General features: G+C 34.7%; 14 protein-coding genes. 6 read left to right on the top strand and 8 right to left on the bottom strand.

Features of this window, described 5'->3' with window-relative positions; translation table 11 throughout:
* Window positions 1-127: 127 nt before the first annotated feature.
* The 3 genes from PY093_RS02585 to PY093_RS02595 are packed head-to-tail and all read right to left on the bottom strand — an operon-like array spanning window position 128 to window position 2,133.
* The gene (locus PY093_RS02585; RefSeq protein ID WP_275644462.1) at window positions 128-532 is read right to left on the bottom strand and encodes a DUF350 domain-containing protein; all 405 of its coding nucleotides are present in this window, start codon (window positions 530-532) and stop codon (window positions 128-130) included.
* Window positions 533-553: 21 nt separating this feature from the next.
* Entirely contained in the window at window positions 554-1,807 is a 1,254-nt protein-coding gene (locus PY093_RS02590) for a glutathionylspermidine synthase family protein (protein ID WP_275644309.1), read from the bottom strand.
* Window positions 1,807-2,133 (bottom strand): aminotransferase yhxA, encoded by a 327-nt coding sequence (locus tag PY093_RS02595; protein ID WP_275644310.1) that lies wholly within the window; start codon window positions 2,131-2,133, stop codon window positions 1,807-1,809. Before PY093_RS02595 ends, PY093_RS02590 begins: the two co-directional genes overlap by 1 nt.
* 123 nt (window positions 2,134-2,256) lie before the next feature.
* Between PY093_RS02595 and PY093_RS02600 the strand changes: the two genes are divergently transcribed.
* Window positions 2,257-2,697, top strand: coding sequence for a hypothetical protein (locus tag PY093_RS02600; protein ID WP_275644311.1), 441 nt, complete (start codon window positions 2,257-2,259; stop codon window positions 2,695-2,697).
* Between the two features lie 43 nt (window positions 2,698-2,740).
* Here the strand turns inward: PY093_RS02600 and PY093_RS02605 are convergent, their stop codons facing one another.
* The 5 genes from PY093_RS02605 to PY093_RS02625 all read right to left on the bottom strand — a co-directional run bounded on the left by PY093_RS02605 (window position 2,741) and on the right by PY093_RS02625 (window position 9,555).
* Entirely contained in the window at window positions 2,741-3,448 is a 708-nt protein-coding gene (locus PY093_RS02605) for a hypothetical protein (RefSeq protein WP_275644312.1), read from the bottom strand.
* Between the two features lie 186 nt (window positions 3,449-3,634).
* Window positions 3,635-5,446, bottom strand: a complete 1,812-nt coding sequence (locus tag PY093_RS02610) for an ABC transporter ATP-binding protein (RefSeq protein WP_275644313.1) — start codon at window positions 5,444-5,446, stop codon at window positions 3,635-3,637.
* A complete protein-coding gene (locus tag PY093_RS02615; protein ID WP_275644314.1) occupies window positions 5,427-7,169 on the bottom strand; it encodes an ABC transporter ATP-binding protein in 1,743 nt (580 codons plus the stop codon). Before PY093_RS02615 ends, PY093_RS02610 begins: the two co-directional genes overlap by 20 nt.
* A 508-nt stretch (window positions 7,170-7,677) precedes the next feature.
* Window positions 7,678-8,325, bottom strand: coding sequence for a peptidylprolyl isomerase (locus tag PY093_RS02620; protein WP_275644315.1), 648 nt, complete (start codon window positions 8,323-8,325; stop codon window positions 7,678-7,680).
* A 90-nt stretch (window positions 8,326-8,415) separates the two neighbouring features.
* Entirely contained in the window at window positions 8,416-9,555 is a 1,140-nt protein-coding gene (locus tag PY093_RS02625; RefSeq protein WP_275644316.1) for a M20 family metallopeptidase, read from the bottom strand.
* Between the two features lie 246 nt (window positions 9,556-9,801).
* Between PY093_RS02625 and PY093_RS02630 the strand changes: the two genes are divergently transcribed.
* The 5 genes from PY093_RS02630 to PY093_RS02650 all read left to right on the top strand — a co-directional run bounded on the left by PY093_RS02630 (window position 9,802) and on the right by PY093_RS02650 (window position 15,612).
* Window positions 9,802-10,329, top strand: a complete 528-nt coding sequence (locus tag PY093_RS02630; RefSeq protein WP_481769264.1) for a hypothetical protein — start codon at window positions 9,802-9,804, stop codon at window positions 10,327-10,329.
* Between the two features lie 170 nt (window positions 10,330-10,499).
* Complete coding sequence (locus tag PY093_RS02635) at window positions 10,500-11,507, top strand: hypothetical protein (protein WP_275644317.1); 1,008 nt, start codon at window positions 10,500-10,502, stop codon at window positions 11,505-11,507.
* Window positions 11,508-11,625: 118 nt separating this feature from the next.
* Entirely contained in the window at window positions 11,626-12,675 is a 1,050-nt protein-coding gene (locus PY093_RS02640) for a M42 family metallopeptidase (protein ID WP_275644318.1), read from the top strand.
* A 310-nt stretch (window positions 12,676-12,985) separates the two neighbouring features.
* On the top strand, window positions 12,986-14,905 hold the full coding sequence (locus PY093_RS02645; RefSeq protein ID WP_275644319.1) for a DUF294 nucleotidyltransferase-like domain-containing protein: 1,920 nt from the start codon (window positions 12,986-12,988) through the stop codon (window positions 14,903-14,905).
* 2 nt (window positions 14,906-14,907) lie between these two features.
* Complete coding sequence (locus tag PY093_RS02650) at window positions 14,908-15,612, top strand: 3'-5' exonuclease (protein WP_275644320.1); 705 nt, start codon at window positions 14,908-14,910, stop codon at window positions 15,610-15,612.
* The last annotated feature ends 159 nt before the right edge of the window (window positions 15,613-15,771 follow it).

The following is a 15,771-nucleotide window of genomic DNA, read 5'->3' on the forward strand; positions in this document are numbered from 1 at the left end:
ACTGAAGGTTACAATAATACTGCCAATGAATAAATCGTCACTAAATTCTTCGATTTTTTATCCGAGTGTTAATGCGTTGCCATCTTCATTTCATTTTTCACTCTAGCTCCGTAGAGCCTGCACATTTCTAATAAGTTAACGACGCAGCTATAATTAACCCAAGTGATACCGATAAAAACAATAAAAACAATCCAACTGCTTGGTTGTTATCGTCTATCGCTTTTGTAATATTAAAGGTTGGTGTTAAAAGTTCTGCTAAATAAAACAAAATAATTTGAATAATGATTGCTAGAGTACCCCAAATGACCATATCAAACAAATTAACGGAGTTCGAGATTGAGGCATACAAAACAATCGCAAGTCCAAGGATTCTTCCTCCAAAAGCATAGACTGCCGCTTTGTTACCGTTTTTAATCAATTGAAATTCTTTATTTTTTGTTGTCACTTCAAATAGGACGATTCCGATGAACAATAACACTACAGCAGTTCCAATATACGATAGAGTAGATAAAAATAGCTCTAAGAAAGTCACATTCACTCAATCCCTTCATTTTTACAATTTTATACCCACAGGTAAAAAATATGCATTATTATCTGTAATCTGATTTCCAGCTCTGACCCCTATTCCACTCGCTTTACCATTCACTAAAAAGCTTCCAATTAATAATTTGCTCTCTCTACGACCATATGTTGTCATAATTGGATGAGAGGGTAAATCAATATACTGTTGGTAGACTGGAAGAGAATCTTTATATGTTTTATTTATATCCTCATCAACCATTTGGTTATTTTCAAAGATTTCTACTGTATCTCCTTCTCTACCAAAGCTCGGTTTCTTAACATACCTTATACCTCTTGTAACAAATGGATCTTTTTCTAGATATGTTGGAAGAAAATAAGCGTGAATCCATTCTCTTTCTTCCTCTGAAAAAAAAGGGTGTCCTAGCTCCATCATTCCCCAAATCACCGATTGTACAGCTTTGGATTGAAGTAAAAATGATGATATAGGATTTATCATAGACAATTTCCCGGCTACTACAAGTTCTAGCAGCTGTAAGCCAACCTTTTCACTAGAAGGTGTATCTTGATCTTCAATTAAATGTTCCAGTGGGTATGTCTGTCTGTAAACGACATCAATTTTTCTACCTTCATTATCAAAAAGGCCTACATTTTTAATAATATGTAGCTTATCTAATGGGATATAGGAGGTAGTAATAGTGCTGAGATTCATCAAATATTTAGTAGTTTCCTTATCTTCAACATGATCACCATGGGAAGTAAAGACAACATACGGATTATGTTCTTGTTGTGTTCGAAGATGGCATTCAATAATCGCTTTTTGGATTTCTTTCCCTAATACACTTTCCAATCCTTGATTTGGATCTATCATACCAAAATGCTTTAACACGACATTATTTATATGAAAGACTTCTTTTTCAAACGTCGGCGTGTCAGCATTTAACTCAAGAACCTTTAAGCCATCTTTTGTTCTCACAAGATCTACCCTTGAAATAACTGATTCGACCGGAAGAGCAATATGTCTAATAAACGGGAGAATTTCGCCTGGAAAATCTAACTGTTTAAGAGTTGCCTCATCAGACCTCCTTAAAAGCTTGGCTGTTTTGAAAAAGATATGACCTATTCTTGTTGTAGCCAGTCTAATTTCTTCCACTTCAACATTCGTCATCGATAAAATATCGTAAAGCGCGTATTCTTGATCATTAAGGTTATGCCAAAAGGATTTGATAGACCCGTAAAACTTTTCTCTCATTATGTTATGATGCCCTATAGCTAAGCCTTTTGACATTAGCCTCCAAATCCTCCCCTAGAACCGGACCCAAAACCCGATTTTGCTCCTTTAAATGAGTTGCTCGATTTATAATTTTGAAATGAGCTATTAGAACGCAGCAGACTTCTAGAAGCAAAAAACATTCCGCCGTAAAAGAAGTGTCCATATCGCGGTGAATTTCTATCATCACATTCCCAAACACCATCTTCACCATCCCACTCCCAATCACGACATTCCTCATCGGTTGGCTCAGGCGGTAATGACTGCTGATTATTACATCCAGCAACGGAAGTAACCATTGCTGCGGAGATAATTCCGGTTAAAAGCTTCTTCGTTTTTGTCAACTCAATTCCTCCTTTCATACGAAAAGTGCAAGGCGTGCCCGGAGCTAAACACACTTATTAAGAAATAGCTTCAGGTCACCCTATTATAGTATAGTAGAAATAACGATACTTTTGGAGGTTAAAATGGAAAAAATAACAAAATTAGAATACCGTTTAAATGATCCACAAAATGCGTATCCTGCATTATATCATTATAACAACTTAGACCAAACTGAGATTTTTTGTAGAAGGCTATGTGATTATTTTATTAAAGATAAAAAAGTATATACTAAAACTTCATCTGCCCTAGAAAGAAATATGTTTGTTATTTATGTTGAAGAGGATAAGGAAGAAACTGCCTTTTATAGTGCCACTTCATACTCCCATGTTACATTAGAGCTTAGACATTATTCTGCTGAAAAGGAATCTACTTTATTACTTAAATATGATTTTCATTCGCATGATGAAGCTTTGGCCTTTTTAGGTAATGATTATATTTTATTAGGTGAAATTGAATATCAAAAAATCTCTACCGAAATTGATGAAGACCGTTCAACCTATGTTATCTATTTGAATATTAATTAAGCACGCAAAAAACGACTACTTTATTGGTAGTCGTTTTAATGTATTAATCCAATTGATCAAAGTTTAATTCACTTAAATAGTCCATATTACTAGCAATCATTGTTATAATTGTACTTGCTTCTTCTTTGCTAAAAATAAAATTAGTTTCATCTTCAATTAGTTCCTCATCAATTGTCCTAACCCGGTTAACACGACGAAGCACACCGTCACCAGTCTCTTCAACAATACCGAATTGATAGGTTACGGTAACTTCATCTTCGTGTTCATATGCTGTTACCTCAGGAGTAGTCCATTCTACATCAATTTCTTCCATAATATCATTACCTGTATCATCTTCACTAGCATAATATTCTTCAAACTCATCATCATCACTCAATAAGTATTCTTCTCCATCATCATCTTCAGTTACATAGAATTCTTCTATGTCATCATCATCTTCATTCATATACTCATGGAAGCTTTCATGAACCGCGTCAACGATATCTTCTATATCTGAAAGAAGCGTTCTTGATGTCTGTTCGAATTCAAAATCAAACGATTCTACATAAAATTCTTCATTATTTGGATCATAGAACAATGTACAAAAATAATCTCTTCCATCATCTTCTCGAGTATCAACAAAAAACTCAATACGAGGGTGTTTCGCACCACGATCAATAGACATATGACCCACTTGGTCATATTTGTCGCAGATTGATTCTAAGTGGTCTTGAAGTTCTCCGCTTACACGATCAAACCATTCTAATGACATCAGGCATCCATCCTTTCAAGGGTTATCGTTGTTATTATTTCCCTAGACTTCTTTTTTTGCTCATACCATATTAATCCAGATATCAAATTTACCCTGATATTTAAGCGAATGTTTAAATTTAAGGTGGGATAGAAATTGATTAAAAAAACAGCATCCACTTTATCGGATACTGCACTATATAATCTGTTATCCAATCTCTTGCTTTAAGTGACTATGAAATAGCCCGTAATAAAATCCTTTCTGTTTTAGGAGTGTAGCATGTGAGCCTTTTTCTATAATTTTACCTTCTTCCAACACTAAAATTTGATCTGCTTGTTGAATCGTGTTTAATCTGTGAGCGATAACAAAGCAGGTTCTATTTTTCATTAGTCTTTGTAGAGCTTCCTGTATTTTCAACTCGGTTATTGTGTCAACACTACTTGTAGCTTCATCTAGTATTAAAATTGATGGGTTTGGCAAGAACGCTCTCGCAATAGACAAAAGCTGTTTTTGTCCTTGGCTAATCCCGCTACCATCTTGATTAATTAGCGTTTCATACTTATTCGGCAATTTCATAATAAATGAATGAGCATTAGCCAATTTAGCAGCACGTTCTACTTCCTCATCTGTTGCCATTAGGTCTCCATATCTAATATTTTCTCTTATTGTTCCTTGGAACAGGTAGGTATCTTGTAAGACAAAGCCCATATGATGACGGAGACTTGACCGTTTAAAGTCTTTCATATCTTTTTTATCAATCAGAATTGTTCCTTGATTCGTATCGTAAAACCTTGAAATAAGGTTTATAATCGTTGTTTTACCTGCTCCTGTAGGACCTACTAACGCTACAGTTTCTCCAGGACTTACATAGAAACTGACATCCTGAATGGTATTGCCATCTTCTTCGTAAGAAAAAGAAACATTTTTAAACTCCACTGCACCTTTAACCTGATCTAATTCGAACGCATTTTTTTCGTCCTTTGCTTCAACTTCCTCATCAAGAATTTCAAATACTCTCTCTGCACCGGCGATAGCAGATAATAATGTATTAAACTGGTTCGCAAGGTCATTTAAAGGGCGGGTAAACTGTCTCGAATATTCCGTAAAAATGACAATCACACCAATGGATATACTAGCACTACCACCATTTAAAGCTAACAATCCACCAATCCCAGCTATTAGTGCAAAGCTTAAATTATTAAGCAAATTCATTAGTTTTGGAATGAAGCCTGAATAGGTCTGTGCCCAATATCCAGAGGCTTTAAGTTTTTTATTTTTTTCCATAAACTCCGCGATGACTCGTTCCTCTTGTGAAAATGTCTTTACAATTCGTTGACCAGAAATGGTTTCTTCTATATAACCGTTTAAACTTCCGATGTTGCGTTGTTGTTCTTTAAATAGTTTTCCTGTCCTATTTGTAATCCATTTTAACCCTAAAAACATAATTGGAATGATCAATAATGTTATAAAAGTTAATAAAGGACTTAAGTATAACATTACAGCAATTGTACCGATTAGTGTAAGTACGCTAGAAAAAACTTGTATAAAAGAGCTATTCAAAGTCGAACTTACATTTTCAATATCATTTGTAACACGACTCATAAGCTCCCCTTGCTGTCTTTTATCAAAGAACTGAATCGGTAGTTTATGGAGATGATTAAAAAGCTGTGTCCTCATTTTGAATACAGTATTTTGAGCTATTCCAATCATCCAATAGTTTTGAAAGAAAATCGAAATCGAATGAATGATATAAATGATGATTAAATACAATAAAAGAATAAAAAGTCCTTGACTATCCTTTGTAATAATATATTTATCAATAGCCATACCTACCAGAAATGGTCCAAGTAACCCTAAGGCCGAACTGATGACAACCATAAGCAGTACGAGCAGTAACAAGCCTTTTCGATCAGCAAGAAACATCCATATTCTTTTTAGTGTACCAAGCCAATTTCTTCTTATCTCCTTCTTACCAGCTTTTTTAGATGTTGGGATTAGCTCAGTTTGCTTCTCTGACATGCTTAAGCGCCTCCTCTCCAAATTGTGATTGGAAGATTTTTTGGTAAAGATCTGAATTTTTCACAAGATAGTTATGATTACCTTGTTCAATCAGTTTCCCATCTTCTAATAACAATATGTTATCTGCTTCCATCGCCGTTGTAATTTTTTGTGTAATGATCAAGGTTGTACAAATGTACTTTTCCAATGCTTTTAGCAGTTTAGCTTCTGTTTTTAAATCTAACGCACTTGTACTATCGTCTAACAGTAGAATTCTAGGTTTCCGAATAAGCGCTCTAGCGATTGACAAGCGTTGCTTCTGTCCACCAGAAAGATTAACACCCTTTTGACCTATTAACGTTTCGTATTTATTAGGAAGTTTATCAATTGTTTCATGAATTTGTGCATTCTTTGTCGCTTCAATAATTTCTTCCATTGAAGCATCTTCCTTCCCCCACATCATATTGTCCTTTACCGTACCTGTAAACAATAAAGCCTCCTGTGGGACATAGCCTATTTGTTTTCGTAGATTATCTTGTTTTAAGGTTTTTACGTCTAAACCGTCAATTAAAATTTGACCACTGTTAACATCATACAGACGTGGTATTAATTGAAATAAAGAAGATTTCCCTGAGCCTGTTGCCCCAAGCACTGCAATTGTTTGACCAGAATAAGCAGTAAAGGAAATATTATGTAATACTTGCTGATTATTCCCTGGATATGTAAAAGAAACATCCTTAAACTCAATAACACCTTCCTTAAATCTTGTAGGATAGATGGAATCTAGTGCATCAGTCATATCAACATCTGCTACTAATACATCTGATATACGATTTCCAGATGCTTTGGCACGTGAAAAAATTAATATGATAAAAGTAAAAATAGAAAAAGCACCCATGATCCGGGTTGAGTAATTGACAAGTGCAACAATTTCCCCTACTTTTACATTGCCAACATTTACTTGCACACTTCCAAACCAAAGGATTGCTAAAATGCTTACGTTCATCACTAATAATAAAACTGGCATTGTGAATTCTATGACACGCAATGACGTTATTGTTTTATCCATTAGTTTTTGATTAACATTTGTAAAACGGTTGACTTCATGTTTCCATCTAAGAAAAGCTTTAATAAGTCTCATCCCCGAAAGATTTTCGCGCATTACTCTATTTACATCGTCTAATCTTTCTTGAACAGATTTAAATAATCTACTTCCTTTATTCATCACGATTAATAAAAATACTAGTAACGCTGGAACCGCAATCACTAAAATCAAGGCAAGCTTTACATTTACAAATAAGGCCATAACCATTCCACCGATTATCAGTAACGGAGCCCTTAGCATTATTCGCAAACTCATAAAAACAGTATTTTGCAGCTGTGTGACATCATTCGTAAAACGTGTTATCAATGACGATGTTTGAAATTCATTGAAATTAGCAAATGAGAATGATTGAACCTTCATAAATAGATTCTTACGAAGGTCAAATCCATAGCTTTGACTTACGTGTGCAGCAAAGAAAGAATTTATAATCCCCGCTGCAAAAGCCAAAAACGACAACCCAACCATTACTCCCCCCCATTTATACACAACAGAAAGATCATTTTGTAAAATCCCATCATCAATTATTTTTGCAATTAGTAATGGCTGCCAAAGCTCTACAATTAACTCGGTTAGCATAAGTGCTAACGCAATAGCCATTGCAATGCGGTAAGGCTTTAAATACGATAAAACTCTTAACATTTGTAGTCCCCCAGAAGCTGTTCAAATTATTAAATTATCTTATAATTCTAAATGATTACATATGTATATTCAACAACTATTTCGATAATCGAAGGATAATTTACTTTTCTAATAAGAAAAGCGCAGGGCGCCCGCCTATCGGCGACAAGCATAAGACAAGCCGGCTGGAAGGTTGTTCTTTACCTTCCGGACGGATTGGCTTATGACCTCGAGTCGATGGCGCCCGGAGCTAGACACTAAAACTTGGTACAAATTTTTATACTTTCTTATCTTTGAACAAAAGCGCAGGGCGCCCGCTTATCGGCGACAAGCATAAGACGGTTCCTTTAAGAAGGTGGTTTTTCCTTCTTAAAGGAAATGGCTTATGACCTCGAGTCGATGGCGCCTGGAGCTAGACGTAGATAGACAGAGTCACGAAGTTATACACAACCTTACAATTTTATAAATTCCTTAACAATAAGAAAAGAACCTGCAATAAGCAGGTCCTTAGTCTATCTATCATTCATTACTACTCTGTCTTTTTCGGTTCACCATAATCTACGCCAAACGTATCGACTGTTATGGTACTAATTTTTTGATCCTCTAATGGTTTATCCACGCTGTCTCTTTCTACAGATACAACTGAACTTACAACCTCTTGTCCCTCAATTACTTTACCAAATGACGCATATTGTCCATCAAGACTAGGAGCATCCTCAGCCATAATAAAAAATTGCGAACCAGCTGAGTTAGGGTCTTGAGTTCTAGCCATAGAAATAACACCTTTTTCGTGCTTCAAGTCATTTGTAAACCCATTTGCGGTGAACTCACCTGAAATACTATATCCTGGACCGCCAGCACCTGTACCGTCTGGGTCACCGCCTTGAATCATAAAGCCAGGTATAACTCTATGAAAAATGAGCCCATCATAATAATTTTTTTCTATTAAGGAAATGAAATTTGCGACAGTATTTGGAGCGATATCAGGATATAGTTCAAGTTTAATAATATCCTTATTCTCCATCGTAATTGTTACTATTGGGTTTTCACCGGTTTTAGCGGAGGTGTCACTTCCAATCTCAGTTTCAGTTGATTCTTTAGTACCACATCCTGCTAATACTGTTAATAGAAAAATTAGTGTAAATACAAGAGTACGTTGCTTAGTAAATAGTTTCATTAAGTAATTATCTCCTTACGTTTTTATAAGATTATTATAAGGCTTTAAATAATTAACTGTCCAACAAAGATTAGATTGCTTCTATCTTTTTCATTTATCGGTAGTTAGTCGCTTAATAATCTTGGCTAGTAAATATGTTCGTTCAGTTAATGTAGGAATTTCCAAATATTCGTTTTCACTATGTGGATTACCTCCGACAGGTCCTAGTCCATCAATGGTTGCAACACCTTTTGCTGAGGTAAAGGAAGCATCAGAGCCACCACCAGTTGCAGTATCCTCAATTTCTAACCCAATTTCGTGACCAACTTTTTGAATCGTGTGTAAAAGTGATTTCGTTTGCTCATTCTTTTCCATTGGAGGGCGGTTCATTTCACCTTCTAATTCTATTTCTGTACCTGGAATGTCCGTAGAAGCACAAATTTCTTCAATTTTATCTTCTAAGGGCTGTACTTGGTCTAATTCTGTAATGCGGATATCAACATGTGCTATAGCATTATCAGAGACTGTATTAACAGAAGAGCCACCTTCAATCATACCTACATTGACACTAATACCTTTTTCATGATCGGTAAGTTCATGTAATTGTATGACTTTGTGGGCCAGTTCTTCGATCGCACTTCTTCCTTTTTCGGGTTCTATTCCAGAATGTGCTGCACGCCCCTTTACATGCAATGTATAGTTTCCTTTTCCTCTTCTTGATGAAACGAGTGACCCATCTTTCCTTGCTGGTTCCATCACTAAAGCATATCCCTTATCTTCCGCACATTTTTCAATTAAAGACCGAGAAGAAGGAGAACCAATCTCTTCATCACTGTTTAAGACAATTTGAATATTTTTATAGGATGGATCATTACTATCTACTAAAGACTTAATTGCATATAAAAGAGTTACTTGACTAGCTTTCATATCAATTACACCTGGCCCATAGGCACGTTCACCTTCAATTGTAAATGGTCTTTGTACAACAGTACCCTTTGGAAACACTGTATCCATGTGAGCAATTAGTAGAATTTTCGGATTACTAGCTTCCTTATGTGAAATGACAAGGTGATTTCCATTTTCTTTTTCTTCAATAACATCAACTACAAAACCTAATGTTTCATATTTTTCTTTTAAAATTTCTCCAATTTGGTCAATACCTTCTTTTACATATGAACCACTATCAATATTAACAATTTGCTCTAATAGCCCGAGCATTTCTTCCTTTTTGTTCTCTATAAACTTCTCCATGAAAGATCTCTCCTGACTTATGATCCAATTATTACTCTATTATAATTAAATAATCCTACTACTATCATACCACTCTATATTATTTTTTTAACAAGTTGTATTTCCAGTAAAAATAAAGTATAATTTATAACTTGTTGTGCTTAAATTTACTCACTCAACATTTATGCCTTGAATATATATGATATATCTTGAGTGATTTTTATAGCACTCCCTGTACTAAAATGGCTAGAAAGGAGTTTCTAACTAGTGTTTACGAAATTATTAGGAATGGATGATGTGGAAACAAAGGATGAGGGGGAATTAAGAGAAGATCTTGAAAATCTCGAATTTCAACTATTTAGAATGCAAGATAATATGAAGGAAATTGCAAAAAAATGGAAAATCATTGGTATTGAGCAAACGTATGAGAATAGCTGGGTTATAATTTATGTACTCAATGATGGCAACTCCTGTAAAATTATGTTAGATGATTGTGAGACACCCTATAAAGGGATATGGGACTTTTCAATTCAAGCCTATTACTCGGACAATAATACTATCCACATTGGAGATATTAAAGGTGACGCAAACAAAGGCTTTGGTTCGATTTGCATGGACTATTTAAAAGTCCTAGCTAAAGAACAAAACATTCAATATATAACAGGCGACCTTGCAGAAAGAGACTGGGATCATTTAGACCGACTTATCCATTTTTATGAAAAACATAATTTTCAGGTTGAAGTTGACTATATTAATAAATCCGGTGAAATAAAATGGAATCCTTTATATCAGTAAATGAGTGGTAATCTAGTGGACCAAGAAATCATGTATTGATTCTAATGAATTTCATATCTGCATCTGATCAGTTTGACATCAAGTTAAACTGATCTTTTTTATTACTAAAATTTAACTAGATATTCCTTCTACACTATCATGATAAAATGGATTGAAGGGTGATATACATCATGAAAAAACGTCTATTATTACTATCTATCATTATCTGTTTACCGCTTTTAGTAAGTTTAGATCCAATTATCTATGACTCTACCTATTATGCAAACTATAAATCTCCCGAGGGAATTCAGTTTATTAGCTATACAGACGAATGGAACGAAAAAAAGCTTCAGAAATTATATGAAGAACTCATTCAAAACAAGCATGGTGAGGAAATTAAATTTTTACAAGAAGTAAAAGTTGTGGGAGAAGGTTTAGGTGATTACCCTTCTGAGGATTATGATACTAAGGGACAATATCATGCCTTAACCAACACAATTACCTTATATCACGGTGATAAATACACTGAGCCAGAAATGTATAGAGAAACACTTGCACATGAATATGGGCATCATTTTACTTATTATTACTTCCCTTCCCATCACTTCCCGTTTTCAAAATGGTCTAAACTAAGAGGCTTAGATGTGGCTTCCATTCGATGGGATGCCTTCGTTAATTATTCAACAAACCAATATGGTTCCTATCCTCAAGAAATAATAGCAGATGATTATGTACTACTCTACGGATCTACTAGAAAGGTTGAAGTGAAAGATGTACTAACTAATGAAGCATTTTATACAATGATACAGCATGACAATCAACAATTAACGAATGTATTAGAGCTAAGCAAACTTCACTCCTATTTTGAAGAAAAAACGGGACTTACCATTGATAAAAGGAGACTCTTAGCAACTCCGACACTTAAAGGTATTAACAATAACACACTATCATTTTCAGTCATCAATCGCGCTAATGTTGCTTTTCGGTTAAATGTAAAAATGTATAACGATGATAAATTACTAACGGAAGAAACTATAACTGCCATCACTACCAACGATTCAGATGGAGAAGTAACATTTACACTACGTGATCTTGATTTTGCCGATACTATTGAAGGCAGTATTAGTGTGTTAGATTTGAATACTTCGATTGGGTTTGAGGTGACATTAGGCCCTCTTTACGTAAATAGTAAAAAATAAAAAGAGCTTGGAAATCCAGGCTCTCTTGCCGATGAGAAAAGTAGATAACTAGTAGTCTACATCAATTATGATATAATTGGAAAATAGTACAAATCCAAAATTTGAGAGGAGCTTTCTTTTGAATTATCCAAATACTGCTGAAACAATAAACCTTTTAAAAAACTTAGTTTCCATTCCTAGTCCTTCGGGAAACACAAATGAAGTGATTACATATGTAGAAAGATTCTTATCTGAATTACAAGTCGAAACGAAAAGGAATCGAAAAGGTGGACTAATTGCCACTTTACCAGGTAAAGACAACACCCAACACAGAATGCTTACCGCGCATGTTGATACTTTAGGTGCAATTGTGAAAGAAATTAAAGCCAGTGGTAGATTGAAGCTAGATTTAATTGGAGGCTTTAAATACAATTCGATAGAGGGTGAATATTGTCAAATTGAAACATCTTCTGGAAAAATATTTACTGGCACGATCCTTATGCATCAAACATCTGTTCACGTTTATAAAGATGCGGGAAAAGCAGAGCGTAACCAAGATAATATGGAAGTAAGAATAGATGAAGTTATTAAGAATGCTGACGATGTTCGTGCATTAGGTATTGAAGTTGGTGATTTTGTTTCGTTTGATCCTAGAGTTCAAGTAACCCCAAGTGGCTATATTAAGTCTCGGCATTTAGATGATAAAGCAAGTGTTGCCATTCTTCTGCAATTAATAAAACAAGTTAAAGCAGATAATATTAAGCTTCCCTATACTACCCATTTCCTAATTTCGAATAACGAGGAAATTGGTTATGGTGGGAATTCAAATATCACTCCAGAAACAGTTGAATATTTAGCAGTTGATATGGGCGCTATGGGGGACGGTCAGTCAACTGATGAGTACACTGTTTCAATTTGTGTAAAAGATGCTAGTGGTCCTTATCATTATCAGTTTAGAAAGAAGCTTGTTGGCCTAGCCGAGGAAAATAAGATTGGTTATAAGCTTGATATTTATCCTTTCTATGGCTCTGATGCGTCAGCTGCTATTCGTTCAGGACATGACATCGTTCACGGGTTAATTGGACCGGGAATCGATTCTTCCCATGCTTTTGAACGTACACATGAAACATCTATCGACAACACTGCCAAATTACTTTATCATTATGTCCAGTCTGACATGGTCTTGTAATCCAAAAGCGTCCACTATAGGACAATATTACCAGATATAAATGCTTGTATAATGTTTTTATGCATGTTATATTAATTTAGCGATGAGCTAAAATTGTGTAAGTCGCAGGACATGCCTTTTGGCACGAGCGATGTGGCGTTCGGTCCTTCGCCTCAATACGCAAAAGACGTCTGTTTAAACAGACGTCTTTTTTTATTTTCACTTTCCCTTCCTATTTCTAAAATCTCTACATATACCGCATATCCCTTTATATCTTTCTATATTAATGTTACGGTTTATTTATAAAGTAATTTTTAAAGGTGGTGTAACAATGAACCATACAGAATTATATACTCTTTTTGAAAACCACTACCCTTTTAATTTGTTAACAGAAGATGAACTTGAGACAATTGTTACGAATGCCAGACAAAAGACTTTTTCAAAGAATGAATATCTGTTTCATGAAAATGAGAAGGTTGAGGACTTAGATATATTCTTTTTAGTTTCCGGACTTGCTAAAAATATCTTGCATCGTCCGAGCGGTGAGCAGGTCTCATTGCGATTCTACTACCCTGGCGATTTAATGGGATTAATGATCATGGTGACTAGTGGTGAAATGACTTTCTCCGTACAGGTTATCGAGGATAGTACTGTTTTTCGGTTTAACAAAAAAGACTTTTTTGACATTATGACAAAGAATAAGGACTTCTCTAGAGTGATGTTTGAAAGTATCGGGGAGAGAATGAAAACCTTATATGACGAGATTAAATATAAATCCTCTCAACATGATACGACAGCTAATTCACTATTCCGAACAAGAATCAAGACTATTATGGAAAAACCCTATTTTATTGAGCCAAATGAACTGATGACCACTGCTGCAGAGAAAATGCTAACTTTAGGTGTAAACGGACTAATTATCAGCAATGATAATAATACCTTTGAAGGCGTCATAAACCAGGTGGATATATTACGCTTTATTACACAGGGTTCTCCTTTTTTAAATAAAGTCATAGATTGGGCAAATAGAAGCCCCTATTGGTTAAATGAAGAAACGTTTGCCTATGAAGCAGTTGCATATTTAAAATTTCATCAGATTAACTTTATTCCAATTATCTCTACGAACCAAGTTGTAAAAGGCACGCTTTCTAAAGATTCTTTTATAGGAATGGAAAACTCCAACTTTATTGAGTTAACACATAAAGTAATTTCTTCAGAGTCTTACGATGAGTTGGTCGATTTATCTCCAGAAGGTAATCAGCAGTTTCATGGACTGATCGAAAGCTTACTTGAGCAAGATCATTTTGCATATGATGTATCAGAAACGATCACAAATCATAATGATCATCTTTATAGACAAATTATTAAACTTACTGAAATAGAAATGAAAAATGAAGGATACGGACTACCCCCTATTAATTATTGTTTCATTGTAATGGGAAGTCAGGGTAGAAAAGAACAAGCCTTTAGTACAGACCAAGACAATGGAATTATCTTGAATGATTATAACCATCTCTCAAACCAAAATAAAATCAATTCATACTTTGACATTTTTACCACAAAAATAAACAAACGATTAGCTACTTGTGGTTTCGAGGAGTGTAAAGGTGGAATAATGGCTCGTGAGCTTAAATGGCGGAAGTCCTTCAGTGAATGGCAGAACGAAATTATGTTCTGGTTAAAAGAAATGGACGCTGAAGAAATCCAAAATTTCACAATGTTTTATGACTTTCGTCCAATTTATGGAGATTTTATGCTTGCCGAAGAAATTAGAACACTTATCACTAAGAAGGTTAAACGTTCGTTAAATCTACAGCAACTATTAATAAAGGACACATTAAGATTTCGGGTTCCTGTTAACTCACTTGGAAAAATGAATATCCTGACAAAGCAAAAGACATTAGACGTAAAGAAGTCTGGATTAATGCAGATTATAAATTGTGTACGGATTTATTCAATTAAATATGGCATACGAGAGGTAAATACAATCAAAAGATTGAACGAACTTAAAAAGCTACAAGCCTTTCACCCCAGAGATATCGAAAATGCTAAAATTGCACTTCACCACCTAATCTCTATGCGATTAAAACAGAATTTATTTGAATTACGTGAAGGAAGGCCTACTACAAACATTCTAACTTTAAATGAAGTTTCTAAAGAGGATAAAAATAAATTAAAAGAAGCCTTACAGGTTGCTAATCGAATGCAACAAGCTCTTAAGATTAGTTTAAATAGAAATCGGGTGATATAGTTTTGCCAGTAGACTTAAAGATTTTAGAATACTATTTTTTAAAACAATTTATTTTAAAATATAAAATTAGGAATGCAAAACAGCACCCTTCCTATGCTACTTTAATGCAAACATTAAAAAACTATCAACCAACTGCAATTGATAATAAGGAGCTTGCTGATTGCACATTTACAATATTCGACCTGGAGACAACTGGCTTTTTCCCTGAGTTAGGTGATGAAATAATCTCAATTGGAGCAGTAAAGGTTAAACACTCACAAGTCCAATATAGCAATTCTTTTTATAAAGTGATAAGCCCTCTCCAAACTGTAACCAAATCAACCAAAAGGTTTACTGGCCTAAAGAAAAAAGAGATTATTGATGGTGAACCTTTACCTATTGTTATGAGTGAGTTTTTGCAGTTTAGTGAAGGAACCATACTAGTTGCACACCCTGCTAGCTTTGATATCAACTTCTTAAAAAAGAGGTTTAAAAAATGGGGTTTACCTGAATTTTCTCCTGAATATCTAGATTCATTTTTATTAGCAAATAAGTTATACCCTTCACAAAAAAACTACTTAGATGATTTAATTGAACGATTTTCTATAAGCAGGAGAACACGTCACCACGCCTTAAACGACGCTGTAATGACGGCTGAAATTTTCATCCAATTATTAGGTGAAGTTTCTATTAGTAGGTACAGCGAACTTAAGGAGAAAATGGTATAATAAAATTGTACAAACATAATAATGGCAAACTGATTATTTAGTTTGCCCTTATTATGTTTGTTCCTCTTCTGATAAATAAAGCTGAGTTTAAAAACCAACACAAATCTTTACACTCAACTTGGCAATTTTATCTACGTTGTCAGAAGCACATACTTTTTC

The sequence above is a fragment of the Cytobacillus sp. S13-E01 genome (assembly GCF_029193815.1).
Taxonomy (GTDB): domain Bacteria; phylum Bacillota; class Bacilli; order Bacillales; family Bacillaceae_L; genus Bacillus_BV.